This window comes from Saccharothrix sabaoui, from assembly GCF_051756985.1.
Classification (GTDB): domain Bacteria; phylum Actinomycetota; class Actinomycetes; order Mycobacteriales; family Pseudonocardiaceae; genus Actinosynnema.
The window spans coordinates 24,573-51,518 of the sequence record NZ_JBPKJK010000040.1 but is presented as its reverse complement, the minus strand read 5'-3'; the positions used below and the strand labels follow the sequence as shown (position 1 = coordinate 51,518).

At 73.6% G+C, this 26,946-nt stretch carries 23 protein-coding genes; 18 read left to right on the top strand and 5 right to left on the bottom strand.

Translation table 11 applies throughout. From position 1 onward, the window contains the following. Positions 1–109: 109 nt before the first annotated feature. The 4 genes from fxsA (at position 110) to ACR807_RS15160 (ending at position 6,415) form a co-directional block, all read left to right on the top strand. The gene (fxsA, locus tag ACR807_RS15175) at positions 110–277 is read left to right on the top strand and encodes an FxSxx-COOH cyclophane-containing RiPP peptide (protein ID WP_438921946.1); all 168 of its coding nucleotides are present in this window, start codon (positions 110–112) and stop codon (positions 275–277) included. A gap of 169 nt (positions 278–446) precedes the next feature. Beyond that, positions 447–4,181: an FxSxx-COOH system tetratricopeptide repeat protein gene (fxsT, locus tag ACR807_RS15170; RefSeq protein WP_438921945.1), complete on the top strand. Its 3,735-nt coding sequence runs from the start codon at positions 447–449 to the stop codon at positions 4,179–4,181. Positions 4,182–4,224: 43 nt separating this feature from the next. Beyond that, positions 4,225–5,190, top strand: coding sequence for a hypothetical protein (locus ACR807_RS15165; RefSeq protein WP_438921944.1), 966 nt, complete (start codon positions 4,225–4,227; stop codon positions 5,188–5,190). A gap of 31 nt (positions 5,191–5,221) precedes the next feature. Next, positions 5,222–6,415 carry a cation:proton antiporter gene (locus ACR807_RS15160; RefSeq protein ID WP_438921943.1) on the top strand — a complete coding sequence of 398 codons (1,194 nt, stop codon included), beginning with the start codon at positions 5,222–5,224 and terminating at the stop codon, positions 6,413–6,415. Between the two features lie 9 nt (positions 6,416–6,424). Here the strand turns inward: ACR807_RS15160 and ACR807_RS15155 are convergent, their stop codons facing one another. The 3 genes from ACR807_RS15155 to ACR807_RS15145 form a co-directional block, all read right to left on the bottom strand. Next, positions 6,425–8,707, bottom strand: coding sequence for a hypothetical protein (locus ACR807_RS15155; protein ID WP_438921942.1), 2,283 nt, complete (start codon positions 8,705–8,707; stop codon positions 6,425–6,427). Continuing rightward, on the bottom strand, positions 8,704–9,657 hold the full coding sequence (locus ACR807_RS15150) for an ATP-binding protein (RefSeq protein WP_438921941.1): 954 nt from the start codon (positions 9,655–9,657) through the stop codon (positions 8,704–8,706). The genes ACR807_RS15155 and ACR807_RS15150 overlap by 4 nt, the downstream gene beginning before the upstream one ends. Positions 9,658–9,826: 169 nt before the next feature. Then, positions 9,827–11,215 (bottom strand): SDR family NAD(P)-dependent oxidoreductase, encoded by a 1,389-nt coding sequence (locus ACR807_RS15145; RefSeq protein ID WP_438921940.1) that lies wholly within the window; start codon positions 11,213–11,215, stop codon positions 9,827–9,829. Positions 11,216–11,327: 112 nt separating this feature from the next. Here ACR807_RS15145 and ACR807_RS15140 point away from each other — a divergent pair, with 112 nt between their 5' ends. The 4 genes from ACR807_RS15140 (at position 11,328) to ACR807_RS15125 (ending at position 14,760) form a co-directional block, all read left to right on the top strand. Continuing rightward, positions 11,328–12,521, top strand: a complete 1,194-nt coding sequence (locus ACR807_RS15140) for a hypothetical protein (protein WP_438921939.1) — start codon at positions 11,328–11,330, stop codon at positions 12,519–12,521. Continuing rightward, entirely contained in the window at positions 12,518–13,408 is an 891-nt protein-coding gene (locus ACR807_RS15135; protein WP_438921938.1) for a hypothetical protein, read from the top strand. The genes ACR807_RS15140 and ACR807_RS15135 overlap by 4 nt, the downstream gene beginning before the upstream one ends. A gap of 98 nt (positions 13,409–13,506) precedes the next feature. Next, positions 13,507–14,217, top strand: a complete 711-nt coding sequence (locus tag ACR807_RS15130) for an AfsR/SARP family transcriptional regulator (protein WP_438921937.1) — start codon at positions 13,507–13,509, stop codon at positions 14,215–14,217. A gap of 54 nt (positions 14,218–14,271) precedes the next feature. Further along, a complete protein-coding gene (locus ACR807_RS15125) occupies positions 14,272–14,760 on the top strand; it encodes a hypothetical protein (protein WP_438921936.1) in 489 nt (162 codons plus the stop codon). Between the two features lie 12 nt (positions 14,761–14,772). On the opposite strand, the gene ACR807_RS15120 is transcribed toward ACR807_RS15125, so the two are convergent. Further along, positions 14,773–15,726, bottom strand: coding sequence for a LysR family transcriptional regulator (locus ACR807_RS15120; protein ID WP_438921954.1), 954 nt, complete (start codon positions 15,724–15,726; stop codon positions 14,773–14,775). A 208-nt stretch (positions 15,727–15,934) separates the two neighbouring features. Between ACR807_RS15120 and ACR807_RS15115 the strand changes: the two genes are divergently transcribed. From ACR807_RS15115 to ACR807_RS15080, 8 genes are all read left to right on the top strand, one after another. Further along, positions 15,935–16,732: a 2-amino-3,7-dideoxy-D-threo-hept-6-ulosonate synthase gene (locus ACR807_RS15115; RefSeq protein ID WP_438921935.1), complete on the top strand. Its 798-nt coding sequence runs from the start codon at positions 15,935–15,937 to the stop codon at positions 16,730–16,732. An 80-nt stretch (positions 16,733–16,812) separates the two neighbouring features. Beyond that, complete coding sequence (locus tag ACR807_RS15110) at positions 16,813–17,886, top strand: 3-dehydroquinate synthase II family protein (RefSeq protein WP_438921934.1); 1,074 nt, start codon at positions 16,813–16,815, stop codon at positions 17,884–17,886. A 105-nt stretch (positions 17,887–17,991) separates the two neighbouring features. Continuing rightward, complete coding sequence (gene idi, locus ACR807_RS15105; protein ID WP_438921933.1) at positions 17,992–18,570, top strand: isopentenyl-diphosphate Delta-isomerase; 579 nt, start codon at positions 17,992–17,994, stop codon at positions 18,568–18,570. Between the two features lie 435 nt (positions 18,571–19,005). Further along, positions 19,006–20,238 carry a DUF1996 domain-containing protein gene (locus ACR807_RS15100; RefSeq protein WP_438921932.1) on the top strand — a complete coding sequence of 411 codons (1,233 nt, stop codon included), beginning with the start codon at positions 19,006–19,008 and terminating at the stop codon, positions 20,236–20,238. Continuing rightward, the gene (locus ACR807_RS15095; protein WP_438921931.1) at positions 20,235–21,953 is read left to right on the top strand and encodes a discoidin domain-containing protein; all 1,719 of its coding nucleotides are present in this window, start codon (positions 20,235–20,237) and stop codon (positions 21,951–21,953) included. The genes ACR807_RS15100 and ACR807_RS15095 overlap by 4 nt, the downstream gene beginning before the upstream one ends. Before the next feature lie 55 nt (positions 21,954–22,008). Next, a complete protein-coding gene (locus tag ACR807_RS15090) occupies positions 22,009–23,004 on the top strand; it encodes a LacI family DNA-binding transcriptional regulator (protein ID WP_438921930.1) in 996 nt (331 codons plus the stop codon). A gap of 34 nt (positions 23,005–23,038) precedes the next feature. After that, the gene (locus ACR807_RS15085; RefSeq protein WP_438921929.1) at positions 23,039–23,605 is read left to right on the top strand and encodes a DUF305 domain-containing protein; all 567 of its coding nucleotides are present in this window, start codon (positions 23,039–23,041) and stop codon (positions 23,603–23,605) included. Between the two features lie 31 nt (positions 23,606–23,636). After that, entirely contained in the window at positions 23,637–24,362 is a 726-nt protein-coding gene (locus tag ACR807_RS15080; protein WP_438921928.1) for a DUF998 domain-containing protein, read from the top strand. Here the strand turns inward: ACR807_RS15080 and ACR807_RS15075 are convergent. Then, on the bottom strand, positions 24,326–25,936 hold the full coding sequence (locus ACR807_RS15075) for an AMP-dependent synthetase/ligase (RefSeq protein ID WP_438921927.1): 1,611 nt from the start codon (positions 25,934–25,936) through the stop codon (positions 24,326–24,328). The genes ACR807_RS15080 and ACR807_RS15075 overlap by 37 nt on opposite strands. A 46-nt stretch (positions 25,937–25,982) precedes the next feature. Here ACR807_RS15075 and ACR807_RS15070 point away from each other — a divergent pair, with 46 nt between their 5' ends. Beyond that, on the top strand, positions 25,983–26,531 hold the full coding sequence (locus tag ACR807_RS15070; protein ID WP_438921926.1) for a TetR/AcrR family transcriptional regulator: 549 nt from the start codon (positions 25,983–25,985) through the stop codon (positions 26,529–26,531). Between the two features lie 5 nt (positions 26,532–26,536). Then, a complete protein-coding gene (locus ACR807_RS15065; RefSeq protein ID WP_438921925.1) occupies positions 26,537–26,944 on the top strand; it encodes a hypothetical protein in 408 nt (135 codons plus the stop codon). Positions 26,945–26,946: the final 2 nt, after the last annotated feature.

Genomic DNA, 26,946 nt, shown 5'->3' with positions numbered 1-26,946 from the left:
GCCTCCGCCAATCGGTGGATTCAGGGCGACCACCGTTGCCGTTCACTACCATGGGAACCGCGGTGCCGACGCTGGACCCGCAGCACTGCGGTGAGGGGGTACGCCGGAAATGGATGGGGAACCCGTTCTGGAGTCCGAACTGCTGGACGTCACGGGCATCGACCTCGCGCGGTTGGCCGAACTGCCCGACACCGCGCTGCGCGCCGCGCTGCACCGCATCCTCGCGGAGAACGCCGAGCTGCCGAACCGGTACGCGGCCTTCGAGAGCGCCCTGTGAGCACGACCCGCCCCGTGAGCACGACCCGCCCCGTGAGCACCCCTCGCGTCGCGGGCACGCCCCGCGCCGCGGTCGCGGCCGTTCGGGTGAACCGCGGCTGACCCGCGGGCGCGGCGCCCGCGTTACCGGTATCCCCAGGTCTTCCTCCCGCCCGCCCGTGGAGCAGTAGATGAGCAGTCCCCGCACCACCCCGGCCCACACCGGGGTCACCGCCTTCCTCTCGGCGACCGGCGGCACCGGGCGCACGAGCGCGGTGGCGAACCTGGCCTGGGTGCTGGCCACCGCCGGGCAGAAGGTCCTGGTCGTGGACTGGGGCTCGGAGGTGCCGCGGGTCCGCGAGTACCTGGAGCCGTTCCTGGTGGCCCGCACCGCGCTGCCGGACGCGCTGGGCCGCGGCCTGCTCGCCGCCTACCGCGCCGACCCGCTGCGCGACGAGGACCCGTTACCCGGCGTGGAGCGGTTCGCGCCGCCCGCGGGTGAGCAGCCCGCGGGCTGCATCGACGTGGTGGCGCCGATGCCGACCGACTCGGCGGGCCGCCCGCGGCCCGAGCAGCGGCACGGCGACGCGGGCGCGATCGCCGAACTGCGCGCCCGGCTGATCGAGTCCGACTACGACCAGGTGCTGATCGACGCGCCCACCGGCGCGGGCGACGAGTCGCTGACCCTGATCGCGACGCTGTGCGAGCTGGCCGCCGTCTGCTTCCGGCCCCGCCCGCGCGCCATCGCCGACGCCGCCGACCTGGCCGCGCGGCTGCGCAAGCGGGCCCCGATCCGGATCGACCTGGTGCCGGTGGCGACCCTGTTCGACGACGCGGACGAGCTGTCCCGCGCCCGCCGCATCCGCTCCGCCATCCACGCCGCGTTCGCCGAGCTGCTGGCCGGCCAGGCGAAGCGGGTGCCCGACGGCGGCACGGTGGAGATCCCGTACCGGCCGTTCGACGCGTTCGACCCGCTGCTCGCCATCCTGGTCGAGGAGCCCAGCGGCGGCGGTGGCCTGGAGACCCAGTACGGCAGGCTCGCCGCGGCGGTGACCGCCGGCGAGGTGACCGGCGTGGCGCCGGTGCCGCCGGTGCTGCGCGCCCGCTACCGGCGGGTGTTCGGCCTGACCTCGACCACCGAGCCCGACCGGGTGGTCCTGGTGCACGCGCCCCGTGACCGCCCCTGGGCCGACTGGGTGCGCGGCCAGCTCGAACGGGCCGGCGCGCAGGTGCGCCGGCCCGGGGACGCGGCGGGCTGGTTCGCCGACGACGTGCCGCCGGGCGTGGTGGTGCTGTCCTCGTCGCACCTCGGGCCGGTGGCGCTGCCCGACCGGCCGCTGACCGTACTGCGGCTGCTGCTGGACGAGGACGAACCGGCCGGCCGCGGCGCGCTGTCCGTGCACGAGCACACCCCCGAGGCGCTGGGCGCGCTGCTGCTGAGCCACTTCGGCCTGATCGACCGGCCCGGCACCGTGCACGACGCGGTCATGCGGGTACCCGGCGCCGTCCCGGCGGTGTTCGACCTGCCGCCCCGCCACCCCGCGTTCGTCGGGCGCGACGAGGACCTGGAGGAGCTGCGCGACCGGTTCACCGAGGCGGGCGACGAGCGGGTCGTGGTGACCGTCAACGGCGTGCCGGGCGTCGGCAAGAGCGAACTGGCCCTGGAGTACGCCTACCGGTTCGCCTCGGACTACTCGGCGGTGTGGTGGTTCGCCGCGCACGACCGGCAGTCCGTGCTGGGCGGCCTCGCCGACCTGGCCTCCCGGCTGCACCAGCCCGGGTCGACCGACTACGGCACGCTCGCCGCGCTCGACCGCCTCGCCGGCGACCCGGCCTACGCCCGGTTCCTGCTGGTCTACGACAACGCCGACGACCTCGACCTGATCGCCGACCTGCTGCCCGGCGGCGCGACCGGCCACGTGCTCGTCACCTCGGGCCCCGCGCCCGGCCCGGCGGTCGGGCTGGTGCCCATGCGCGCCGACGACAGCGCGCGGCTGCTGCTGGACCGGGTGCCCGGCCTGGTCCCGGCCGACGCGCACCGCGTCGCCGACGCCGTCGAGCACCTGCCGCTGTCGCTGGACCTGGTCTCGTCGTGGCTCGGCGAGGTCACGCGGACCGAGCTGGGCGCGGGCTCGCGGGACGCCGACGCCGCCGCCTGGGCCGTGCGCACCCTGTTCGAGCACCTCGACCGGTCCGACGAGAGCGGTGTGGCGCGGGTGGTCGACCTGGCGGTCGGCTCGCTGCGCGACAGCGCCACCGGTCGGCTCGCGGTGCTGGTCGCGCAGCTGTGCGCGTTCCTCTCGCCCGAGGGCGCGGACCTGGGGCTGGTGCGCTCGCCCGCGTTCCTCGGCAGGCTGGTCGCCGCGGGCGGGGTGGACGCGGAGCCGGTGGAGCTGGACGCGGGCGAGATCGACCGGGTCCTGTGGCGCGGCGCGCGGTACGGGCTGTTCCGCGTCGACTGGGGCGACCAGTACTCGCTGCGGCTGCACCGCGTGGTGCAGCGGGTGCTGCGCGGGCGGATGGACCCCGAGGAGCGCGCGACGCGGCAAGCCGACGTGCTCGCCGCGCTGGCCGCCCTGGCGCCGACCGAGGTGGAGGACCGGTCGCCGACCCGGGCCGCCCGGTTCGCCGAGCTCCAGAAGCACGTCTACCCGTCCGGCGCGCTGGACAGCACCGACCCGAAGGTGCGCCGCTGGCTCGTCAACCAGGTCCGCTTCCTCTACACCGACGGCGGCACGGGCGTGCGGCGGGCCGCCCTGGAACCCGGCCACCGGCTGCTCGACTCGTGGACCGAGCGGTTCGGCCCGGCCGACCCGCTGCGCAACCGGCTCGCCGCGCAGCTCGCCAACGTGCACCGCGTCCTGGGCGAGCCCACCCGCGCGCTGCGGCTGGACGACCTGGCGCTGGCCCAGCAGCGGCGCGCCCTCGACCTGACCCACCCGCAGCCGCTGATCACCGCCCGCGGCCGGGGCGGCGACCTGCGCGGCCTCGGGCTGTTCGCCGAGGCGCTGGCCGAGGACCAGGCCACCTGGGACGGCCTGCGCGCCGTGCTCGGCGACGACCACCCGGACACCCGCCGCGCCGCCAACAACCTCGCCACCTCGACGTTCCTGTCCGGCGACGCGGCCGGCGCGCTGCTCCTGGAGGAGGACAACTACCGGCGGCGCAAGCGGCTGTTCGGGCCCGGCGACGCGCGCACGTGGACCACGCTGTCCCGGATCGGCGTCTACCAGCGCGAGCTGGGGCGCTACCCGGAGGCGCTGGAGTCCCTGCTCACCGCCTCGCAGCAGTTGCAGAACCTGCGGCCGGAGCTGAACCAGACCCAGGTCGGCGTGCGCTGGGACTACGCCATCGCGCTGCGGCTCGCGGGCCGCGCCAGGGCGGCCAAGGAGCGCACCGGCAAGGCGCTGCGCGACTACCGCGAGGTCCTCGGCCCCCACCACCCCTACACGCTCGGGTGCGCGCTGAGCTTCGCCGCCGACCACCGCCGCGTCGGCGGCGACCCGGAGCTGGCCGTCGAACTGGCCCGCACCGCGCTCGACGGCTTCCGGCGGCACGTCGAGCTGCCCGAGCACCACCCGTTCACCGCGCTGTGCGAGCTGGGGCTCGGCCTCGCGCTGCGCGCCACCGGCGACGCGCCCGGCGCGGTCGAGCACGTGGCCGGCGCCGCGGCGACCCTGCGCGAGCGGCTCGGCGACACCCACCCGTGGACGCTCGCCGCCGCCGTCGACGAGGCCCGCGTGCTCGCCTCGGCGGGCGAGGCCGACCGGGCGGCCGAACTGGTCGCCGAGGCGCACACCGACTGCCTGGAGTTCCTCGGGCCGGACCACCCGCACACCGCCGTGGCGGCGCACAACCTGCGGCTGGCCGCGCAGCCGACCGACCAGGACTGGCGGGAGTGCGATGTCGACGTCCCGCACACGTGAGGCCGGCGCACCCCGCGCACCCCGGCCGGCAGGAGGGAGCAGCGTGGAGCTGTACGAGGAGGAGGCCGAGCACCTCGGCCCCGAGTTCGACACGACCCGGCACGCCTGCCGCGCGGCGGTCCTCCGCAGCCCGGCGCTGCACTACCTCGCGCACTACAGCAGCGGCGTGTTCGACTTCGGCGTCGACGTCCTCGGCGACCCGGCCCCCGCGCCCGACGCGCTGCCCGGCGGCACCCGCCGCGAGGAGCTCAAGCGGCTCGGCAGGCACCTGGCGTTCCAGGTCACGAGCCTGGACCGGGCGTTGCAGGAGGTGCGCACCGGCCGGCTCATCCGCACCGTGCTGCACACCGAGGAGGGCGCGCTGTTCTGCGACGCCGTCGTGCCCGGCGAGCACGTCGTCGGCCTGGTCCTCGACCACGCGGGCGCCGGGCCGCTGTTCGGCCACCCCGCCGTGGACGAGGCCGACCGCGCCGTCGCGGACCTCGCCACCCGGCTGCGCGCGGACCTCAGCCTCGGCTCCCTCAACCCCGGCGGCTGGGCCACCGCGGACGACGTGGCGCCGCTCGCCGAGGAGGACGAGGACGCCGAACCGCACGTCACCGTCGGCAACGGGCCGCTGACCGCGTGCGTGGAGGCGGTGCGGGCCCGCGACCTGCACCTGGTCGCGCACGTCGTGGCGGGCGAGGTCCGCACCATGGTCGACTGCCTGGGCGACCCGTCCCTCGCGCCGTTCTTCACCCAGGTCGGCGTGGAGGCGCGGCGGCGGTTCTACCACGGGTTCGCGCAGGAGCTGGGCACCCTGACGACCAAGCTCAACCGGGCGGTGAGCCCCGTCGTCGGCGGGCTGCTGCTGCGGTTCGTGCTCGACGTCGAGATGGGCGGGGTCTTCCACTACCGGCTCGGCCCCGGCGAGCACCTGGTCGGGGTCACCCTCGACCAGGCGAGGCTGAGCGGCGCCGACGACCGCATGTCCGCGCTCGCCGTCGAACTCACTCCATCCGGTCCTTGAACGCCCCCTGATCCCTCTTTATCGTGTCGATATGACGCCCGCGGTCCGTTCGGCGGCACTCCTGGCCGCTCTCGGTGCGGGCTGGCTCGTCGCGGAATCGTTCGCACTCCGTGAAGTCGACCGGTCACCGGTGTACGCGTTCTTCATCACCGCACTTCTCGGGTTCGGCCTGTACGCGAGCACCAGTGGAATAGTCATCGCGGAATTCCGCCGGCAGTTCCGCACGGTCGTCGTCGCGGTGACGCTGGGCGTGCTCGCCAAAGTCGCGTTGATATTCGGCGCGGTGTACTTCGTGTTCCGGCAACCGGAGCACCTGGTGCTCGCCGTGGCGGTCGCGCAGATCGACCCGCTGTCGGTGGCCGCCGTGCGGGCCAAGTCGCGGATGTCCGACTCGGCCAAGGCGCTGCTGGCCGCGTGGGCGTCGTTCGACGACCCGATTACCGTGCTGCTGACCGTGTACCTCACGGCGTACGCGCTGCGCGGCGGCGCGGTCGGCGGCGTCGGCCCGTTCGCGGCGGACCTCGTGCTCAACCTCGCCCTGGCGGGCGTCGCGTTCATGCTGTGGACGCTCGTGCGCCGCCGCGTGGAGGCAGCCGAGGTCGGTCGCCGGGCGGTCCGGTACGCGGTGCGCGCGGTGATGGTCGTGGCGGTGCTCGCGATCGGGTTCGTGGCGGTGCAGCAGTCGCTGCTGCTGGCGCTGGCGCTGCTCGGCCTGTTCTTCCGGCCGAACCTCGGGCGCTGGGTCGACGGCCTGGCCGAGGCGGGCATGTTCGCCGCGACCGCCGCCGTCGGGCTGGTGCTGGCGGGCGAGTTCGCTTGGGGCCTGGCCCTGGTCGGCGTGGTGCTCGGCGCGGCGGCGTTCGGCGCGCAGGCGCTGGTCGCGGTCGTGCTGACGGTCCCGGCGCGGTGGCGCGGCGACCGGACGAGGCTCGCGCTGGGGCAGCAGAACGGGTTGACCGCGATCATCCTGGCGCTGCTGCTGGAACCGGCGTTCCCGGGCGCCATCGCCGTCGTCGCGCCCGCCGTGGTGGTGGTGAACCTGCTGCACGCCGCGTCGAACGGCCTCTACGACCGCTTCCGGCCGCCGGTGGGGGAACCCGTGCGCGAGCCCGCCGCACCCGCACCGGCACCCGCGACGCGTCCCGCCGTGCCGCGCCCGGTCGCACCGCGCGCGGCCGTGCCGCGTCCCGCGCCCGTCGTCCAGCGGGTCGAACCCACCCCCTGAGCGGTCACCTCACAGGTGCGGCGCCCGCAGCACCGCCCGGCGCACCCGGGGGCTGAGGTTGCGCAACGCGTCGTGCACCCGCGTGCGGCGCGTGCCCTGGTTGACCTCGGTCACGACGCCGCCGGTCCGCCCCGACCACGGCGGCAGGTCGAACAGCGGGTTCAGCGCGAACAGCGGCAGGAACTCGGCGATGTCGTCGTAGATCCCGCACAGCGCCTCCAGCCGGTCCTCGGCGTCGTCGTCGCCGGACGCCTGGTACCACTGCGCCACCGCCGCCCGGAACGCGTGCACGGCGCGCTGCGTGAACACGGCCTGCGCCGCGGCCCGGGTGAACTCCGGGGTCCGCAGCCGCCGGTGCACCGCCTCCTGCGTCCCGGCCGGCGCGAAGTCGAACGCCTCCTGGAACATCGCGTCGACCTGGGTCAGCTCCTCCAGCGCGTCCAGCGCGTCCCGGAACAGCCGCTCCACCTCGCCGGGCAGCCTGCCCGGGGTCGCGCGCTCCGCCGAGCCGGCGCCGGTGAGCAGCGCGAGCTGCCGCTGGATCGCCCCGAGCTGCCGGTCCGACGAGGTGCGCACGCCGTCCACGTGCTCGGCCAGCTGCTCGATGAACCCGTAGATGCTCGACTGCTGCCGGTTGAGCTGGTCCATCCGCTGCCGCAGCGCCGACATCGGGTCGCCGCCGGCGGCCGTCCGCCTGCCCGTCGCGCCCACCAGCGCCTTGAAGTCCTCGGCGAACGTCCGCTCGACGTACACCAGGGGCTCGTGGCCGAGCAGCTCGTGCAGCTGGATCGCCACGCCGTCCGCCACCACCCCGTTGACCAGCAGCACCAGCTCGGCGTCCGGCTCGGCCTCGCGGACCGCGGAGATCCGCCGCATCACGGTCGCCACGTCCGCGTTGTCCAGCAGCGACCGCGTCACGACCACCGCGCACCCGCCCTCGCGGTCGGGGAAGGTGACCCAGAAGTCGACCAGCGAGTCCTCGCCCGCGCCGAGCAGGTGCCGGCGCAGGTAGTCGAGGCCGTTGGCGTCGAGCAGCCGCCGCACCACGCCGTCCACGTCGTCGGAGCTGAGCGAGCCGAACAGCTCCCGCGCCGCCTGCCGCACCATCTCCTCGGTGACCTGGACACCCGGGTCGCCGGTGGCGCGGGCCAGGTCGTCGGCCATCCGGAACACCCGGTGGCACAGCCGGATCACGTTGCGGGCGTTGCCGCGCGCGATGTCGCGCAGGTAGCGGGCCGTGTCCACGGTGAACGGGGCCAGCTGCCGGGTGCCGAACACCGGTTCCTGCGCCAGCGTGATGAACTCGCGCACCTCGCCCTGGCTCAGCCCGGACATCACCACGGTGAACGGGATGCGCTGGCGCACCGCGGGCGGCAGCACGGACAGGAAGTCCGGCAGCCCGCACAGCACCAGGCACGCCCCGGCCCGGGCGAACACCTGGAGCATGGTCTGGAACGCGGCCATCGTGCGCTTCCGCGGCCTGCTGTCCGCGGAGAAGATCTTGTCCAGCTCGTCGACCGCCAGCACGAACCGCCGCTGCCTGCCGCCGAACAGCAGGGCGAACACGCCCATCGCCTCCAGCGCGGCGACCTCGGTGTCGATCGGCGTGGTGATGCCGCGCTCGACCAGCACCTGGTCCGGCGCGCCGCCCAGCAGCCACGACCACACCGAGTGCTCGAAACCGGGGCGCAGCAGCAGGGTGAGCGCGGTGCCGAAGCCCTTGTCGTCGGTGACCTCGCGCAGCGTGTCCTGGACCTTGCGCAGCAGCGCGCTCTCCATCAGCCCCAGGCGCTCCACGACCTCCTGCGGCTCCAGCTGCCTGCTGCCGAGCCACTCCAGCGTGTCGCTGGTCAGCCCGGTGGACTGGAGGGCGTCCGCGACGATGTCCGCGTAGTACTCGCTGACCTGGGCGCGCACCCCCGCGCGGCCCAGCTTCTGCATGAACCGGCGGTACAGCTCGATGAAGCTCTCCGCGGTCGCGTCCAGGTAGAGCGCGTGGGTCGGGTCGGCCAGGGCCTCCCGGGCGTGCCGGACCAGCCGGACCGCCAGGTGGGTCTTGCCCGTGCCGTAGTCGCCCAGGACGGCGAGCACGGTGCCGGAGCGGTCGCGCGCCCCCCGGTCCGGCCGGTCCTCCAGGTAGGACGTCAGGTGCGCGAGGGCCTGCCGCGCGGCGTCGGTCGTGATCGCCACGTCGACCGCCTCGGGGTCGGCGTCGAAGTCGGTGATCCTGGCGACCGCCATCGGCGAGAAGGGGTTCTTCCGCGGGGGCGGGAGTTCGCTGCTGCCGCTCATGGCCCAATCCCCAGTCCGTTCCGGGACTTCGAGTTGAAGAACGCCCTGATGTCCTCGACGGAGACCAGGTCATCTTCGGTGTAGCTTAGCCCCGAGTCGAGTTTGTGCTCGTAGGTGCCGTGCAAAAATCTCTGGAGCATCGCGACCGATTGGCACAGGTTCGCCACGAATGTGATCGCGTCATCGCTCATCCGCGGATAAATTCCCACGTCCGCGTGACGTGACAGCCGGTCCTCGGTGAATCGCCGGGCGTCACCGGGGGCGAGCGGCCCGACGTGGAGCACGATCGGCGGGACCCACGTCTCCAGCTGCCGCACGACGTCCGCCACCTCGTCCGGCCCGAAGAACGCGGACTCGGTCAGGAACAGGACCTTGGGGCTGCGCAGCACGCGGGCGTACCGGATGACCTCGTCCACCAGCTCGTTGGGGCTGGGCAGCAGCAGGACGAGCGCGGTGTCCTCGCGCAGCGACCGGCCCAGGCGCGGGAACACCCGGCGCGGCACGTCCCGGTCGGCGGCCAGCCGCCCCTCCGCGCCGGGCCGCAGCGCCTCGTGGTCCACCAGCAGGTCGAACAGCTGGTCGCACACCTCGACGGTGCGCTGGTCGATGGACAGCTCCTGGTCGGTCGGCAGGCACCCGGTCAGGTCGGCGACCACGCCGCGCAACCCCTGGTCGGCCAACCGGGTCACCACCCAGTCCGCGCACCGGTTGACCAGTGCCGTCTTGCCGCAGCCCGACTCGCCCGTGACGAGCACCAGCCGGCCGTCCTCCAGCAGGCCGGTCAGGTCGCCCATCCCCTGCCGGAACTCGCGGAAGGCGTCCTCCGTGCCGTCGACGGGCACGTAGTAGTCGCGGTGCGCCCGGCGCTCCCAGGGGCGCAGCGGGCGCATCGGCGTGCCCTCCCAGCCCGGCAGCGGGAACGGGTTCACGGGGCGGGGGGCGGTCACCACGACCGGACCCCGCGCGGCTCGCCCTCCATGCCCACCCCCGTCGCCCCGCGGCGGCCCGTCGAAAGCTCCACCTTACCGACGCAGAGTCGCACGGACAGCGACACCGCGGGACGCGGTTACCCGAACGGCCCACCGCCGTTGCTACTGTCGGGAGTGGACGGACTGACGGTCACCAGGGTGCGGGTTCGTAGTCCTTCAGGAAGCACCCGTGCAGGTCCTCGCCCAGCTCACCGCGCACGATCGGGTCGTAGACCCGGGCCGCGCCGTCGACCAGGTCGAGCGGCGCGTGGAAGCCCTCGGCGGCCAGCCGCAGCTTGGTCGGGTGCGGGCGCTCGTCGGTGATCCAGCCGGTGTCGACGGCGGTCATCAGGATGCCGTCGGTGGTCAGCATCTCCTCCGCGCTGGTGCGCGTCAGCATGTTCAGCGCGGCCTTGGCCATGTTCGTGTGCGGGTGCCCCGGCCCCTTGTAGGCGCGGCTGAACTGGCCCTCCATCGCCGAGACGTTCACCACGTACTTGCGCCGCGCGGGGGAGGCGGCCATCGCCGGGCGCAGCCGGGAGATCAGGATGAACGGCGCGGTGCTGTTGCACAGCTGCACCTCCAGCAGCTCCACCGGGTCGACCTCCTCGACCCGCTGCACCCAGCTGTTGACCGCCGCCACGTCCGGCACCAGGCCACCCGCGTCGATCTCCTTCGACCCGGCGGTCAGCGCGAGCGCCGTCACCGCCGGGATGGTGTCGGTGAGCGACCCGGCGAGCGCCACCGGGTGCGCGTCGGTGGTGTGGCCGAACGTGACCAGCTCCGGCAGCGGACCGCTCGGCAGGGGTCCCGCCTCGGCCGCGACCAGCGGCGCGTAGGCGTCCGCCGAGCGGCGCACGGTCTGCGCGGCGTTGTTGATCAGGATGTCCAGCGGCCCGGCGGCGGCCACCGAGTCGGCCAGCCGCACCACCTGGCTCGGGTCGCGCAGGTCGATGCCCACCACGCGCAGCCGGTGCAGCCAGTCGGCGCTGTCCGGCATCGAGGCGAACCGGCGCACCGCGTCGTGCGGGAACCGGGTGGTGATCGTGGTGTGCGCGCCGTCGCGCAGCAGCCGCAGGGCGATGTACATGCCGATCTTGGCGCGCCCACCGGTGAGCAGGGCCCGCTTGCCGGTCAGGTCCGCGCCCTGGTCGCGCTTGGCCCGGTTCAGGTCCGCGCACGTCGGGCACAGCTGGTGGTAGAAGGCGTCGACCTCGGTGTACCGGCGCTTGCACGTGTAGCAGGACCGGGCGCGCAGCAGCGTGCCCGCCTTCGAGCCCGGGTCGGGCTCGCGCAGCAGCACGCCGCGCGTCTCGTCGTCGATGCGCGACGGCGAACCGGTCGCGGTCGCCTCGATGACGGCGCGGTCGGACGCGGTGACGGCGGCGCGCCGGTCGGCCTTGCGGCGTTTGCGGAGGTTCTTCCAGATGCCGGCGGTGGCCCTGCGGACGGCGACCGCGTCGGGGTGCTCGGTTTCCAGATCATCCACCTGGGCGAGCACCTTCAGGGCGATCTCCAGCTCAGCGGGGTCAATCGACACGGAAAGAGAGTCTACCTGCCGAAAAAACACCCCTGGACGGGTGAAATTCGGGTAAGGCACCGCTAGGGTCCCCCGCATGCCTACAGCGGGTGATGGTCCGCGGGTGAAGCGGATGGCCCATCCCGACGCGAACGTCCGGGCCAGGGCCCTGGGACTTCCCCGCGGCAGACCGGTCCTCGCGGTGCTCGGCTCGACCGCGCCCCTGGACACCGGGCTCGCCGCGGCCGTCCTGCCGGTCCTGCGCGCCGTCCTCGCCGACGCGGCCAGGTCGGACGCGGTCGTGGTCACGTCCGGCGCGGACCTCGGCGTCACGCACCTGGTCGGCCTGGCCGCCGAGTCCCTGGAGGGGCGCTGGCCGAGGCTGGTGGGCGTCGCCCCGTCCGGCCGGGTGGCCGCCGAGGACGCCGAGCCCGGCGAGGGCGAGGCCCGCCTCAACGCCAACCACGACACGGCCGTGCTGGTGCCCGGCTCGCAGTGGGGCGAGGAGGTGCCCGCCCTGTTCCGCGTGGTCGACGCGGTGGCCGGGACGAAGCGCGCGGTGCTCGCGCTGCTGGTCGGCGGCGGTGCGGTGGCCCGCGCCGCGCTGGTCGACCACCTGGGCCGCGACCGGCCGCTGCTGGTGCTCGCCGGCACCGGTGGCCTGGCCGACGAGGTCGCGTTCGGCGGGCTGGGGGAGGACGACGACCTCGCCGTGCTGGTGCGCAGCGGCCGGGTGGCGGTCGTGCACCTCGACGAGGGCGCGGACAAGGTGGTCGCGGTGCTGCGGCGGGTGCTGGCCGACCGGCCGGGCGCGACGCTGCACGCCCCCGTGCCGCCGCCCCCGGTGTGGCCGGCGCTGCGGTTCCGGGAGCCCGAGCCGCACCCCGTGGTCGACCCGGGGTACGTGCTCGACTACCCGCTGCTCGCCGACGCGATCCACGAGGCGAACCAGCTGGTGGCGCCCGCGCTGCACGAGTGCGAGGTGGCCGCCCTGCGGGCGCGGGAGCGCGCCAGGCTGCTGGTCGTGCTGGCCATCGGCGCGGGGTTCGCCACCACGGTGTTCGCCGCGCTCCAGGTGTGGCTGAGCGCCGAGCCGTGGCCGGGCGTGCTGCTGGCCGCGTCGGGCGCGGTGGCCGCCGTCCTCGCGGTGGTCGCGCGCAACGGGGAGGACCCCGACGTGCGGGCGAGGGCCGAGCGGTTGAGGGCGCTGTACTTCGACCACCTGGCCGCGCCGCCCGCCGTCGACGAGGAGGAGCGCGCCGAGCGCTCCCGCGAACTCGCGACCGCCGTGGCGCGGTACCGACACGAACCGGTGAGCCAGGCATGAGCGACGAGACCCAGGACGACACCCGCGACGACCGCGCCGCCCGCACCCGCCGCCTGGCGGGGGAGGCGCGGGCCGGCGACCCGAGCCCGGAGCCCGCCCCCGCCCCCGAGCCCACGCCGGCCCGGTCGAGGGCGTCGCGGGCGAAGACCACCCGCGCCGCCGCGAAGCCGCCCGCCCCCGCCCCCGTCGAGCAGGCCGCTCCCGCCACCGTCGACCCGACCGCGCAGATCGCCCCCGCGCAGGTCACCTCGCCGGCGGAGGTCCAGGTGACGGCGACCAGGCCGTCACCGAGGCCGCGCACCACCTCCGAACCGCAGCCCACCCGCGCGACCGCCCCCGCCGCGGAGCCCGCCACCCGGCCCGCGTCCCGGCCCCCCGCGTCCCCACCGCCCGCGTCCTCACCGCCCGCGTCCCCGCCGCCCTCGCCCGCCCCCGCGCGCACCCCGGCCCCCGTGCTCGGCCACGTGGCGACCGGACCGATCTCCGCCGACGACCACCGCGAGCAGTTCGTCCGCGCCTACCTGCGGCACCGGGTGGGGGAGCGGCTGGCCGGGTTCGAGCAGGCCCGCGCCCGCTACACCTCGGCCCGGCGGTGGACGACGGCCGGCGCGGTGCTGCTCTACACGGCCGCCGCCGCGCTGGGCGCGGTCGCGGTGGCGGACGCGCCGAGGCGCGAGCTGTGGGCGTTCCTCGCCGCGGTCGCGGCGGCCGGCGCGACGGCGGTGGCGGTGTACGAGGCCGCGTTCTCGTTCCGCGCGCTGTCCCGGCGCTCGGCGAACGGCGTGGCGCTGCTCCACCTGCTCCAGGCCCACGGCGCGCCCGAGGGGGAGGACGGCGTCACCGCGTTCCGCACCGAGGTGGAGAGCGTGCTGCGGCATTCCGAGTGAGAAACCCCGCTCCGGCCGTCCGGCGGAACCACCGTCCGCGAAGATCCGTCAGAATCGCGGCACTGTTGGTGAACCGTCAACGCGACCTGGGGGGCGGGGTGGAGTTCCGGATCCTCGGACCGGTGGAGGTGCGCACGCCCGGTGCGGCACCGCGGGCGCTGCGCCGCAAACCCGGTCAGGTCCTCGCCGTGCTGGCCGCGCGGTGCGGGAAACCGGTGCCCGTCGACCGGCTGCTCGACCTCGTGTGGGGCGACGACCCGCCGCCGCGCGCCCGCAAGTCCCTCCAGGTGCACGTCTCGGCGTTGCGCGCCGAGGGCGTGCCGGTGCGCCACCAGGACGCGGGCTACCTGCTGGCCGCCGACCCCGACCAGGTCGACGCCCTGCGGTTCCGGGCGCTCGCCGCGCGGGCGGCGGACGTGCCCGACCTCGCCGAACGGCGTGCCGCGTACGCCCGGGCGCTCGACCTGTGGCGCGGCACCCCGCTGGCCGGCGCGGAGTCCGAACCGCTGCGCGCCTGGCTGTGCGCGCCGCTGGAGGCGCACCACCTGGCCGTGCAGGAGACGGCCATCGGCCTCGACCTGGTGCTGGGCCGCAACGGCGAGGCGGTCGACGCGCTCACCCCGCTGGTGGCCGAGCACCCGTTCGCCGAGAACCTCCGCTACCAGCTGATGACCGCGCTGCTGGCGTGCGGCAGGCGCACGGAGGCCCTCGCGGTGTTCCAGGACGTGCGCCGGACCCTGGCCGACGAGCTGGGCGTCCACCCGAACACGCGGCTGCGCGCCCTCTACCGCGATGCGCTGGGCGTTTAGGCGGGTTTTTACCGCACGCCGTTAGCTTCCGCCGAGACCGGAAGGGGAAAGACCATGCGCCTTGCCCGCGCCCTCGCCGCCCTCGTCCTGGCCTTCGCCGGGATGACCCTGTCCGCGGCGGTGGCCACCGCCGACGTGCAGGCGGCCGTCACGAAGCTCACCCACGCCGACGCCGCGAGCCGCTTCAGCGCGGCCGGCATCACGTGGTCGTCCAGCGGTGGTTGCAGCGACCGCAACAACCCGACCTGCACCAGCTTCTCGCAGATCAACCTCACCACCGTGCAGGGCGGCATCACGCTCAAGCGCGCCAGCGGCTGCGCCCTGCGCATCACCGGCGGCACGGAGACCGGCCACGCCAGCGGCACCTACAGCCACTGGAACGGCTACAAGCTCGACTTCGCCCTGTCCACCTGCATCAGCAACTACGTCCGCGGCACCTTCACGTCCATCGGCGGCAACAAGTGGCGGTCCGGGTCCGGGAACATCTACTTCCTGGAGTCGAACCACTGGGACGTGACCTACTACAACTGCGGCGGCTGCTGACCCCGCGACCGGCTAGCTGGCCGCCACGGTCAACCCGGTGGCGGCCAGCATCGCCGCGCGCCCGTGCCCCCGCAGCCGCTCGTGGTGGGCGCGCAGCAGTGCCGCGTGGACGTCCTCGACGTACTCGGCGGCCTCGCAGTCCCTGTTCCACACCAATGTGACGCGCCGGTGAACGGGGTTGCCCGCGATCGGTTTCAGCACCACGCCGGGCAGGTCGTGGCCGGTGGGGAAGAATCCCGCCACGGTGTGCGCGGAACGCACCAGTTCCGCCGCCGACGCGGGGTCGACGCCGAAATGCGCGCAGCGCGGCGTGAATCCGGCGGCCTCGCAGGCCAGGTGGAGGTTCAACCGCCCGCCGCCGTAGTTCTCGTCGGACACGGCCCATTCCTCATCGGCCAGTTCGGACAGCCGAATCTCATTTCGCCCGGACAACCGGTGGCCCGCCGGAATTCCGACCACCATGTGTTCCGTGGTGACCGTGCGGAAGTGGACCTCTTCGGGAATCCGAAGTGGACTTTGGGGGAACTCGGTGACCAGCGCCAGGTCGAGCTTGCCGGCGCGCACCAGTTCGAGCACGGCGTCACCGCTGCGCTCGATGTGCGTGGTCTGCGGGTGCGTCGGCAGCAGCGCCCGGACGACGCCGACCAGCAGCGGTGTCGGCGACCCGGCCACCCCGCCGAGCCGGATGCCGGCGCCGCCGCTCTCCGCGGCCAGCTTGCGCGCCGTGACCAGCAGGTCGTCGAACCGCTCGACCAGGTCGCGGGCCCGCAGCACGACGTGCCGGCCCAGCTCGGTCAGCTCGACGCCGTCGGTGCGGCGCAGGAACAGCGGGCCGCCGAAACCGCGTTCGATCCGGCGCAGCTGGGCCGTCAGGCCCGCCTGCGCGATTTTCAGCAGCGAGGCGGCACGGCTGATGCTGCCCGCTTCCGCCACGGTCAGCACGACGTGGAGGTGCCTCAGCTCCATGTGCACTGCGGCAGCCTAGGGCAATGCGGACAGGACAAACACCGACCGCGCGTGTACCGGGGGATGACGCTCTGTTGTTGCGTTGCGCGGGCCGTTGCTCCAACAGGTGCATAACTGAGGAGTTATCGCCACCTCACACCTCCCGCCGTGCTCGCCCGTTCCACCACCCTGCTGATGGCTATCACCAATCTGGGGAGGTGTGAGCGACATGAGGAAAGCGTTGCGTCTGCGACGCCTTTCCCGACCGCGCGACGACAGGTACCTCTTCGTGCCGTTGGACCACAGCGTTTCCGACGGTCCGGTGGTGTCGCGCGACCGGTGGCGCGACCTGATCGACTCCGTGGTGGTCGGCGGCGCCGACGCCATCATCGTCCACAAAGGACGGGTACGCACGATCGACCCCGACGTGCTGGGCGGCTGCGCGCTCGTCGTCCACCTGAGCGCGGGCACCGCGCACATGGCCGACATCAACGCCAAGGTGCTCGTCGGCGAGGTCGACGAGGCGTTGCGGCTGGGCGCCGACGCGGTCAGCGTGCACGTCAACATCGGCTCCGACACCGAGGCGCGGCAGCTCGCCGACCTCGGCGCGGTCGCCGCCGCGTGCGAGAACTGGAACGTCCCGCTGATCGCGATGGCCTACCCGCGCGGGCCGCGCATCGGCGACCCGAACGATCCGGCGCTGCTCGCGCACGTCGTGAACATCGCGGTCGACCTCGGTGCCGACATCGTCAAGACCAACCTCGCCCACCCGTCCGAGCGGATGGCCGAGGTCGTCGCCAGCAGCCCGATCCCGGTGCTGGTGGCGGGCGGTCCCGCGACCGGCGGCAGCCTCGTCGACCACGCCCGCACCGCGATGGCCGTGGGGTGCGCGGGCCTGGCCGTCGGCCGCCGCGTGTTCACCTCGCCGGCGCCGGTGTCCCTGGTCGCCGAACTGGCGTCGATCGTCCACGAGGAGACCGAGGCGGACCTCGTCCGCGCCATGACGGGGGCCGCGGCCTCCTCCTGACCCCCGCCGTCGGCCGGACCCGCGAACCCCCCCTTCCGCGGGTCCGGCCGACGCGCGGGCCCCACCCACCTGGAGAAGCGTTGAAGTTCGCCTGGATCGACCTCAGAAGCGTCCCCGAAGCGCAGCGCGAGGCCGTCGTCGACGCCGCCGTGCACGCCCGCCTGGCCGGCGTCGTCTCCGACGACCCGGCGCTGCTCGACACCCTCCCGCCGACGATCACCCGCGTGCTGGTCGCCGACGAGCCGGTGGAGAGCCCGCACCTGGTCACCGTCGTGGTGCACGACCGGGACCAGCTCGACCGGCTCACCGCCGACTCGGCGTTCGTGCAGGTCAGCGACGACCGCACGCTGCAGCTGGCGTGCGCGGCGGCCGTGCGGCTCGGGCACGCGGTGGTCGGGTTCACCGACCCGACGAAGATCCCGCTGGAGATCGTCATCGCCGCCGCCGACGGCGCGCCCGGCAAGCTCGTCACCGTCGTCGCCGACCTGGAGGAGGCCGCGATCGTCCTGGACGTGCTGGAGCACGGCTCCGACGGCGTCCTGATGGCCCCGCGCGACGCGACCGACGTGTTCAAGCTGGCCAGGCTGCTGGAGGCGACCACCCCGCCGCTGGAGCTGACCACCCTCACCGTCGAGGGCATCGCCCACAACGGGCTCGGCGACCGGGTGTGCGTCGACACCGCCTCGCACTTCCAGGAGGACGAGGGCATCCTCGTCGGCTCCTTCTCGTCCGGTTTCATCCTGTGCTGCTCGGAGACCCACCCGCTGCCGTACATGCCGACCCGGCCGTTCCGGGTCAACGCCGGCGCGCTGCACTCGTACGTGCTCGGGCCGGACAACCGCACCAACTACCTGTCCGAGCTGCGCTCCGGCAGCACGGTGCTCGCGGTCAACTCCGAGGGCCGCACCCGCAAGCTCACCGTCGGCCGGGCCAAGCTGGAGTCCCGCCCGATCCTGACCATCACCGCCCACTCGCCCGAGGGCGTGGAGGTCAGCCTCACCGTGCAGGACGACTGGCACGTGCGCGTGCTCGGGCCCGGCGGGAAGGTCCGCAACGTCACCGAGCTGCAACGGGGCGACGAGCTGCTCGGCTACATCGCGACCGAGCAGCGGCACGTGGGCATCCCCATCGGCGAGTTCTGCAAGGAGACCTGACCCGCCCCGCCCCGCCCCCGCCGTCCCTCCCCCTTCGCCCCGCTCCCGCCGGGCCCGGGGGTGCTCGGCGGAGCGGGGTGATCGCCCGTGTGGCAGGGTGGGCGCGTGGAACAAGTCGTTCTCCTGGACGAGTCCGGAGCCGGGATCGGTGTCGCCGACAAGGTCTCCGTGCACCACGCGTCCACCCCCCTGCACCTGGCGTTCTCCTCCTACCTGTTCGACCCCGCCGGCCGGCTGCTGCTGACCAGGCGGGCGCTGCACAAGAAGACCTGGCCGGGGGTGTGGACGAACTCGTGCTGCGGCCACCCGGCGCCGGGGGAGCCGATGCTGCCCGCCGTGACGCGGCGGCTGTCCGACGAGCTGGGCCTGACCGGCGTCACCCTCGACCTGGTCCTCCCCGCCTTCCGCTACCGGGCGGAGATGGAGAACGGCGTCGTCGAGAACGAGATGTGCCCCGTCTTCCGCGGCCTCCTCACCGGCGAGCCGAGCCCGAACCCCGACGAGGTCGACGCCGTCGAGTGGGTGCCGTGGGCCGAGTTCGCCCCGGCCGTCCTCGCGGGCGCGCGTCCGGTGTCCCCGTGGTGCGTCCTCCAGGTCAAGGCGCTCCAGGCCCTCGGCCCGGACCCCCTGACCTGGCCGATCGCCACCCCGGCCACCCTCCCGCCCGCCGCCACCCTCACCTGACCGCACCCCCAACGCACAACTCACCCGTCACCAACGCATGACTCACCGGTCATGAGCGCATGACTCACCCGCCACCAACGCATGACTCGCCCGCGAGTCATGCGCTCGCGACCCGCGAGTCCGACGCTCGCGACCCGCGAGTCATGCGTTCACGACGCGAGAGTCCAACGCTCAGGACGCGAGAGTCCAACGCTCAGGGTCGGTGAGTTCTGCGCTCAGGACGCGTGGGTTCTGCGTTCGGGGGCCTGGGGTTGTGGGTGTGGTGGGCGAGAGAGCGCTCTCTCGGGGGCTGTTCCGGTACGACCGGAACTGGCCACTTTCCTTGACTGATACAGGGGACCGGCTTACGTTCCGCTGTGAGAGCGCTCTCCGAAACCCACTCGTAACGTCTACGAAAGGGGAGTCGTGATCCCCACCATTCGCCGATGGCGTCGTATGGTCACAGCGCTCGCCGTCGCGGCAACCGCCGCGTCGGTGGTGACCTTCGTCGCCTCACCTGCATCGGCGGCGCCGGAACTGCTGTCCCAGGGCAGGCCCGTGACCGCCTCCTCCGTCGAGAACGGCGGTACACCGGTCCAGGCCGCGGTCGACGGCAACGCCGGCACCCGCTGGTCCAGCGTCGCCGCCGACCCCCAGTGGATCGCCGTCGACCTGGGCTCCGCCAAGCCGATCAACCAGGTCGTCCTGAACTGGGAGGCCGCCTACGCGCGGGCCTTCCAGCTCCAGACCTCCGGTGACGGCGCGAACTGGACCACGGTCGTCAACGCCGGCGGCACGGCGGGCGTCCAGACGCTCACCGTGAACGCCAACGCCCGCTACGTCCGCCTCTACACCACCCAGCGCGCCACGCAGTACGGCGTGTCGCTGTGGGAGTTCCAGGTGTTCGGCGACGTCGCGCCCTCGGGTCCGATCGTGCGGGTGTCGGAGTTCTTCGCCGACTGCCCGTTCACGCACCGGCTGCCCGACGACCCGATCGTGGTGCCGAACCTGCCGGGTGCCTCGCACATGCACAGCTTCTTCGGCAACCGCACCACGAACGCCCACTCGACCGTCCAGTCGCTGCTGGCCGGCACGAGCAACTGCAACCCGTCCGTCGACCTGTCGTCGTACTGGGTGCCGACCCTGTACGCCAACGGCCAGGCCGTGGAGCCCACCGGCACCACGTTCTACTACCTGGGCGAGGGCGTGCGGGACGACGTGATCGCCCGCATCCAGCCGTTCCCGCTGGGCCTGCGGATCGTCGCCGGCAACGCCAAGGCCACCGCGCCGGACGCCACCACGATCTCCCGGTGGTCGTGCCTGCACGCGGGCCACGTGGGCGCGTCGAAGGACTTCGTCAACTGCCCGGCGGGCACGATGCTGGAGTCGTACCTCGACTTCCCGCAGTGCTGGAACGGGCGCGACCTGGACTCGGCCGACCACAAGAGCCACATGTCGTACCCGGTCAACGGCACCTGCCCGTCGACGCACCCCGTGCCGGTCCCGAAGCTCCGCCAGGTGCTGAGGTACCCGGTCAGCGGTGACCCCGCGCAGTTCAGGCTCTCGTCCGGCGCGGGCTTCACCATGCACGGCGACTTCTTCAACGCGTGGCCGGAGGCCGAGCTGGCCCGCCGGGTGCGCGACTGCATCAACCCGATCATCAAGTGCGGTGCGGACGGTCGACCGTGAAGCGTCTGATCACGTCGTTCGCCCTGATCGGCGCGTTGGTCGTGCCCGTCACCGCGAACCCCGCCGCCTCGGCGGCGGAGTGCGGCACGGCCAACGCGGCGCTCAACGCGCCGGTCACCGCCTCCTCGGTGGAGACCGGCAGCCCGTTCACGGCCGCCTCGGCGGTGGACGGGAACGCGGGCACGCGCTGGTCCAGCGCGTTCGGCGACCCGCAGTGGCTGCGGGTCGACCTGGGCGCGAGCCGCGAGGTCTGCGGCGCGACGCTGAACTGGGAGGCCGCCTACGCGACGGCGTTCCAGGTCCAGACGTCCGCCGACGGCGCCTCGTGGACCACGGTCTACCAGACCACGACCGGCACGGGTGGCGTGCAGGACCTCACCTTCACCGGCACGGGCAGGTACGTCCGCCTCCACACCACGGCCCGCGCCACGCAGTACGGCGTGTCGCTGTGGGAGTTCGCGGTCCGCACGGGCACCGGCACCGGCAACCCGCCGGGCGGGTCCGAGCAGCTGCTGTCGTACAACAAGCCCGCGACCGCCTCGTCGTTCCAGGACGACGGCGCGTGCCCGGGCTGCACCCCGGCCAAGGCGTTGGACTTCAACCCGGCCACGCGGTGGGCGACCAACGCCACCACCGGCTGGGTGGACCCGGGCTGGATCGCCGTCGACCTGGGCGCGACCGCGCAGATCAGCAAGGTCGTGCTCCAGTGGGACCCGGCGTTCGCCACCGGGTTCGAGATCCAGACCTCGGCCAACGGGACCACGTGGACGACGATCCACGCGGTCGCGAACGGCACCGGGTTCAAGCAGACGTTCACCGTCTCGGGCACGGGTCGCCACGTGCGGGTGAACCTGACCAAGCGCAGCGGCCAGTACGGCTACTCGCTGTGGGAGTTCCAGGTCTACGGCACCGGCGGCAGCCCCACCCCGCCGCCGGCGCAGGCACCGGACCCGGGCACCCCGCTGCGGCTCGTGTGGAGCGACGAGTTCAACGCACCGGCGGGCACGAAGCCGGATGCGGGCAAGTGGCGCCCGGAGGTCGGCACCGGCCAGAACGCGGAGCTCCAGTACTACACGAACAACAACAACGCGTTCACCGACGGCGCGGGCAACATGGTGCTGGAGGCCAGGCGGGAGGTCACGCCGGGCTCGGCGTGCCCGGTCGACCCGGTCAGCGGCAGCGGCACGTGCCAGTACACCTCGGCGCGCATCATCACCGAGGGCAAGGCGTCGTGGACCTACGGGCGCATCGAGGCCAACATCAAGGTCTCGGGCACGAAGGGCCTCTGGCCCGCGTTCTGGATGCTCGGCAACGACATCTTCCAGGGCACCCCGTGGCCCGCGAGCGGCGAGATCGACATCATGGAGCACCTGGGGCGCGAACCGAACACCGCGTACCAGACGATCCACGGCCCGGCGTACTTCGGCGGCGGCGGGATCGGCAACATGAGGGACATCGGCCAGGACTACCGCAACGCGTTCCACCTGTTCCGGGTCGACTGGAACAGCCGGGGCATCACGTTCAGCATCGACGGCGTGACCGTCCTCACCATCGACAAGGCGACGGTGGAGGCGACCCGCGGCCCGTGGGTGTTCGACAAGCCCTTCTTCATCCTGCTCAACAACGCGGTGGGCGGTGACTGGCCCGGTCCCCCGGACGCCACCACCACCTTCCCGCAGCGCATGCTGGTCGACTACGTCCGCGTCTACCAGTGACGGTGTGGTGCGGTCCCGCCTCGGCGGGGCCGCACCTCCCGGTATAAAGACTGGCGTGGACCGCAGACCAGTCACGTTGGAAGAGGTCGCGCGGGTCGCTGGGGTTTCCCGGGCCACGGTGTCCCGGGTCGTCAACGGGGTCGCCACGGTGGACCGTGAACTGCGCCAGGTCGTCGAGAAAGCCATCTCCACGACCGGCTACACGCCCAACCGCGCGGCGCGTTCGCTCGTCACCCGACGGGCGGGCGCGGTCGGGCTCGTCCTCCCGGACGAGGGCCGCACCCTGCACGACCCGTACTTCGGCCGGGTGGTCAGCGGCGTCATGCCGGTGATCCGGCCGCTGGGCGTGCAGCTGGTGCTCACCACCACCGACCCCGGCGGCCACCAGGAGGTGGTCGACGACGTCCGGCAGCGCAGGCTGGACGGCGTGATCCTGATCCACACGCACGGCGCGGACCCGCTGCCGCGCCTGCTGACCGAGGCGAACCTGCCGGTCGTGCTGGCCGCCCGTCCCGTCCGGCCGATGTCGATCACGTTCGTCGACGTCGACCAGGCCGCGGGCGCGGCGATGGCCGTGGACCACCTGGTGGACCGCGGCTGCCGCCGGGTGGCGACCATCACCGGTCCGCTGGACGCGCCCGCCGGCCAGGACCGGCTGCGCGGGTTCCACGAGGCGGTGGCCCGGCACGGCCTGCCCCAGCCGGTGGTCGCCGAGGGCGACTTCTCCCGCGAGGGCGGGGCCGCGGCGGCCCGGCGGCTCGCCGGCGAGGAGTTCGACGGCCTGTTCGTCGCCTCCGACCTGATGGCGACCGGCGCGCTGCCGGTGCTGCGCAACCTCGGGCTGCGGGTGCCCGAGGACGTGCGGGTCGTCGGCTTCGACGACAGCAGTCCCGCGGTCGAGAGCGACCCGCCCCTGACCACGGTGCGGCAACCCGTGGAGGACATGGCGGCCGAGATGGCCCGGTTGCTCGTCGAGCGCGTCGAGCGGCCGGACCGCCCGAACGCCTCCGTCGTGTTCGCCCCGACCCTCGTGGTCCGCCGGTCGAGCTAGCCCGTCCACGCGCTCACCGTCCCCAGGAGTGCCCGTGCGCCGGTTGTTCGTCCTGTCGTCCCTGGTCATCGCGCTGGTCGCCTGTTCGTCGACGCCACCGCCCGCCCCGTCGGAGCCGGTGCCCCCGCCCGCGCCGGCCACGTCGTCGAGCGCCGCCGGCGGGCTCAGCGCCACCGACACGGCCTACGCGCAGCTCGCCGTCCCGCAGGTCGAGACCGCCCTGCCGCTGCTCGACCTGGTCGTGGCGCGGTCGGGCGACCCGGAGCTGACCGCGCTGGCCGCCGAGGTCGGCCGGGGGCACCGCGCGGAGCTGGAGCGGCTGCGCGGCGTGCTGGCCGCGGCGGGCGTCGCGCACCTCGACGAGCACCGGGGGCACGACATGCCGGGCATGGTCACCGAGGGCGAGGTCGAGGCGGCCGGGCGGCTGACCGGCGCGGACTTCGACGCGCAGGCCCGCGTGCTGCTGCGCGCCCACTTCGAGGAGTCGGCGTCCGTGGCCAGGGCCGAGCTGGCCGCGGGGACCGACGCCGGGCTGCTCGCGCTGACCCGGGAGGCGGAGGAGTCGCGCCGGGGCTACCTGGCGAAGCTGTCGAGTTCCTGAACGGCGGAACACCGGGCCGTCACCGTCCGTTATGCCCGGTGTGCTGACCGACGTCCCCACCCGTTCCCCGGCCCGCGCCCTCGCCCTCTCCGGCGCGGGCGCCGTCGTGCTGACCGTCGTCCTCGTGGGCGGGCTCGACCTGGTCCGGCTCTCCGAGTCGACCTACCACCTGCGCCGCACGATCAGCGAGTACGCCCTGGGCCCCCACCGCTGGGTGTTCGACACGGGCGTGGTGCTGCTCGTCCTCGGGTCGCTGGCGATCCTCGCGGTGCTGGTCCGGCGCGGGATGAGCCGGTGGAACTCGGTCGGCGCGATCGCGTTCGCCGCGTGGTCCGTCGGCCTCACCCTGGTGGTGATCTTCCCCAAGAACAACTGGGCGATCGGTCCGAGCGTGAGCGGCAGCATCCACCGCTTCGGCAGCATGACGGCGTTCATCAGCCTGCCGATCGCGGCGCTGCTGCTCTCCCGCCCGTGGGTGCGCGACGCCGTGTGGGGCGCGCACGCCCGGTGGGTGTTCCGGTTCGGCGTGCTGTCCGCCCTGGCGTTCACCCCGCTGCTGTACGCGATCCTGGTGAACGCCGTCGTCGGCACGTCGTGGTGGCGCGTGTTCCCCCTCGGCTACATCGAGCGCGTGCTGGTGCTCACCGAGGTGGTCGCCGTGTTCGTCGTGGGGGTCTGGGCGTGCGCGGTGTCCTCCCGCCCACGCCCGAGCCCGGCCGGTCAACCGGAGTACAGCCCGTCCAGCACGTCCGCGTAGCGCTTCTCGATCTCCTTGCGCCGCATCTTCAGGCTCGCGGTGAGCGTGCCGTCCTCGACGCTGAAGTCCCGCGGCAGCACGGCGAACCTCTTGATCGTCTCGTGCCGGGCGAGCTTGGCGTTGGCCGCCTCGACGGCCCTGCCCACCTCGGCGTCCGCGTCCAGGTCGGCGGGCGCGGTGTCGGCGTCGACGGTGACCAGCGCGACGCAGTAGTTGCGCTGGTCGCCGTGCACCAGCACGTTGCCGATGTACGGGCTGCCCGCCTTCACCAGGCCCTCCACGGCCTGCGGCGCGACGTACTTGCCGCCGGAGGTCTTGATCAGCTCCTTCTTGCGGTCGGTGATCCGCAGCCGGCCGTCCGCGTCCAGCTCGCCGATGTCGCCGGTGTGCAGCCAGCCGTCCACCAGGGCCTTGTCGGTCTCCTCGGGCAGGTTGCGGTAGCCGCGCATGACGCCGCGCCCGCCGATCAGCACCTCGCCGTCCTCCGCGATCCGCACGCCGGTGCCGGCCAGCGGCGGGCCGACCGTGCCCAGCGCGTTGTGGCCGGGCCGGTTCACGAAGCTCGCCGCCGACGACTCGGTGAGGCCGTAGCCCTCCAGGATCGTGATGCCCGCGCGGTCGAAGAACTCGCCGACCGGGCGGGACAGCGGCGCGGAGCCCGACACGAAGTACTTGATCCGGCCGCCGACGCGTTCGCGCAGCTTGCCGAACACCAGCCGGTCGGCGATCGCGCGGCGGACCTTCCACTCGGGGTGCTCGGCGACCCGCAGCGCCCAGTCGAACAGCTTCTCCTTGACCCCGCCGGCCTCGCGCACGGAAGCGACCACCCGTTGGTGGATCTTCTCGAAGATGCGCGGCGCGGCGGCCACCACGGTGGGGCGCAGCTCGGCCAGGTTCGCCGCGATCCGGTCCACGTCGCCGTCCACGGCGGTCGGCGCGCCGGTCGCGATCATGCCCACCTGGAGCACCTTGCCGAACGCGTGGGACATCGGCAGCCACAGGAAGTGCAGCTCGTCCAGGCCGAGGACGCCCAGCTCGTCGATGGCCTCGGCGGTGTGCAGCCAGTTGTCGTGGGTCAGCTCCACGCCCTTCGGCGTGCCCGTGGTGCCGGAGGTGTAGATCAGCGTGGCCAGCCGGTCGGGGGTCAGCTCGTCGACCATGGCGTCGTAGTCGCCCCCGGCGGGCTCCGGCGCCCAGTCGGTGGCGACGACCCGCGCGTCCACGTCCTGCGCGAGGCCGGGGTCGGCGACCACGAGCGCGCTGCCGGAGTCGCGGACGATGTGCTCGACGTCCTTCGGCGTGCTGCTGGGGTAGATCGTCGTCGTCACGCCGCCCGCCGCGAGCACCGCCAGGTCGGTGATGATCCAGTCGACGCTGGTGGCCGCCATGATCGCCACGCGGGCCTCGTCGCGCACGCCCAGCTCCCGGAACCCCAGCGCCTTGACGCGGACCCGTTCGGCGACCTCCGCCCACGTCAGCGACGTCCAGGTCCCGCCGGCGCGGAAGCGCAGCGCCTCGCGGTCCGGGGTCGCGCGCACCCGCTCGCGCAGCAGGTCGGGGATCGAACGGGCCACGGTGACCTCCTCTGGAGCGACGCTCTAGAGCGGTACTCTAGCCCCTGTGAGATCGACTAGTCAGCGGGCCGTGCTGGACGCGGCGCTCGACCTGGTCGCCGAGGGCGGGCTGGACGCGGTCACGATCAGCGCGCTGACCGCGCGCTCGGGCGTGTCGAACGGCAGCGTCTACCACCACTTCGGCAGCCGGTCGGGCCTGTTCGCCGTGCTGTACCGGGAGAGCTTCGAGCACTGCGTGACCGCGCTGCTGCCCGCGCTGGAGGTCGACGACCCGGAGCGGGCCGTGCGCGCGCTCGTGGCCCGCTACCTCGACTGGGTCGGCGCGAACACCGGCCGCGCCCGGTTCCTCTACGCCGCGCCGCAGACCGCCGACCCGGTCGTGAAGGCGTCGGTGTTCCAACCGGTCGCCGCCTGGTTCGCCGCCCGCGCCGGCGCGGGCGAGGTGCGCGCCTACCCGTCGTGGGCGCTGGACCCCGTGGTGATGGGTCCGGCCCACGAGTGCGCCCGCCGGCACCTGGCCTACGGGTTCGACCTGGGTGCCTGCGCCGAACTGGTCGCCGATGCGGTCTGGGGGGCGGTCGCGCCCGTAGGGTGATCCGCATGGCCACTTGGGGCGACCTAGCCGCGTACGTCCACGACACGTACGACGTGATCTCCGAGAACGAGGACGAGATCCGCATCCTGTTCAACTTCGAGCAGTTCGACGAGGACGACGAGCGGACCCAGGTGATCATCCTGGTGCGCGAGGTCCTCGACAAGCTGCACGAGTGGGTGCAGATCGCGTCCCCGATCGGGCTGGCGTCGAAGGTGGACCTGCACGCGTTCCTCACCGAGGTGGGCAACTCGACCATCGCGTGCGGCGCGGCGGTCATGGGCGACCACGTCGTGCTGCGGCACTCGCTGCCCCTGGTGGACCTCGACATCCACGAGTTCACCGACCCGCTGAGCCTGCTGGCCGGCACGGCCGACCGCCTGGAGGAAACGTTCTTCGGCGGCGACGACTACTAGTG